Source organism: Flavobacterium cyanobacteriorum (genome assembly GCF_002251835.1).
GTDB lineage: Bacteria > Bacteroidota > Bacteroidia > Flavobacteriales > Flavobacteriaceae > Flavobacterium > Flavobacterium cyanobacteriorum.
Window position 1 is genome coordinate 1 of record NZ_NOXV01000047.1, and the last position, 2,052, is coordinate 2,052.

Annotated in this window: 1 protein-coding gene; it reads right to left on the minus strand. The window is 31.0% G+C overall.

The annotated features are described in order from the left end of the window. Positions 1–579 precede the first annotated feature (579 nt). The gene (locus CHU92_RS00430) at positions 580–1,476 is read right to left on the minus strand and encodes a hypothetical protein (RefSeq protein WP_129582955.1); all 897 of its coding nucleotides are present in this window, start codon (positions 1,474–1,476) and stop codon (positions 580–582) included. Positions 1,477–2,052: the final 576 nt, after the last annotated feature.

Sequence of the window (2,052 nt, forward strand, 5' to 3'; positions counted from 1 at the left end):
GATTACTGTCATTTGTTACGGTGTCGTTTTACAATTGGTGCTAACGTCCACGCGCTTTGCGAGGTTGCGGACTAAATAAGCCTTTACTTTTAGGTTATTACTAAACTTTATTGATATGCCAAAACTTTAAATTAAGCACTTACCCCGCAATCTTGCAAAACGCTTGTTGCAAGAAGCCTTGATTAGAAAGTGAAAGAGGTTGTCTAATATAAACAACCTCTTGTAATATTACTTTCCAAATTTTACTATTTTAAACATTTGGTATAAACTTAAAAGTAATGGAAATAAAATTAGAAGTTTATACCTTACAAAGTAATCTTGTTTGTAGATAATTAAGAATAATAAATAAGTCAAAAATGGAATTAAAGAAAAAAGTATAAAATGTTTATTTTTATTTTCAATAATTTCTGAAGAAAGTTTGTTTATAACAACCACTATTGCGAAAAATATCGAATAAACAATTATATTGTTTTCAAAATCAAAAATATAAATTAAAGATATACCTAAAGCACCTAAAAGATACAATATGAGAAGTATTATAACTTTAGTTTTATTATTTAGCAAGTTTATCATAACTAATTAATTAAACCAATCACTCCAAGCATCGTATATTGCAATTGCGGTTGCTGCTACTGCTGAACCAGTCCAAGCACCTACAGCTTTACCTCCAAGAACACCAGCAACAGTACCCGCACCGAGAGTTACAGGGCCAACGGCAACACCTGCCGCTCCACCAACAACTCCACCAATAACATAACCCGCAACATCAGCTCCTACAATTACAGAACTTCTTGGATTGCGAGCTCTACCTGCTAAATTAGTATTACTCTGATTAAACTTTGAAAAATCATAATTTTTCCAAAATTCAGCAGAATATTTGGTAATTGCTAAAGCACCCAATGCGTTATCTTCGTTAGAACTCCATTCTTGTGACAAGATTAAATTTTCGTGTTTTGTAATAATCTTATCAAGTTCATTATATGCAATTTCATCACTTGTAGCATTATTGATTGCATTATACACGTCTATAAGTAAGTTCATTGTAAACTCTTTGTCTTTTTGAGTTGCTTTTGTGTTTAATATAGATTCAGCTAACATTAGTTCATCTGTTGAGTCGTTATCAAACCATTCATTAATATCAAGTTCATTATAGATAATTTCTTGTTTGTCAGTGTCTGAATCTGAATTTGGAAATAGTTTAATAAATGCTTCATTTGAAATCTGAGAAAAATTAGTTTTAAACTCTGGACTTAAAAATGAAATATTTTCCCATTTACCCTGATTAAAGCTATTTTCAAGATTTGTAGTAAATTCCTTCATATATTCATTATGAGCAACACCGACATATTCTAATGGATTTTTTAAACCACTACGCATCTGATAAGTTATTTCAGAATTCTCAGAATTACTTAAATTTTCAGTCAATGACTCGTCATTACACGAATTCAAAGTTATAATCCCTATTATAGAAATCATAACAAATAATTTTAAACTAAATTTTTGCATTTTTTTAAATAATTTTTTTCTCTGTTATGTGGGAGACATTACACATAACTTTGATGTTAATAATTAAATTTATAAAAGTCTCCGTTACTAAAAACATTTTACTTTACAAATTGCTCAATTTCTTCTAAATTACTCTTTCAAAAGTTAGTCGTTTCTATTTTTTTTGCTCTTTGGCTTGCCTATATGTTGGCTGTACATAAACGCTAATCTAATGATTTTCTTTCTTTTAGCTTACTTTTTTCACGTTTCGTTTTTCAAAGGTTTCTTGCAACTAGCTTATATGCGCTATAAATGTTCGTATATACACCCAATTTTGGGTGTATATACGAACATCCAGCCCTTGTACTAAAGTAGTATTTTCTTTACAAATCATCAAATGGCCATGCATTATTTAGTAAAATTTATTTGTATGCCACTTGTGGTTGGCAATAGGTTTTTGTTGTAAACAAAATACGATTACCCCATGCATGCATCAACCCCGCGTTAGGGATAGCAGCGTAAAGCCCGCAATGCAGCGCAGCGGAATGAGGACTTGCAGCGGAAAGC

Excerpts from the sequence above, each read along its gene's own strand:
- CHU92_RS00430 (WP_129582955.1), bottom strand. The coding sequence starts at position 1,476 with ATGATTTCTATAATAGGGATTATAACTTTGAATTCGTGTAATGACGAG.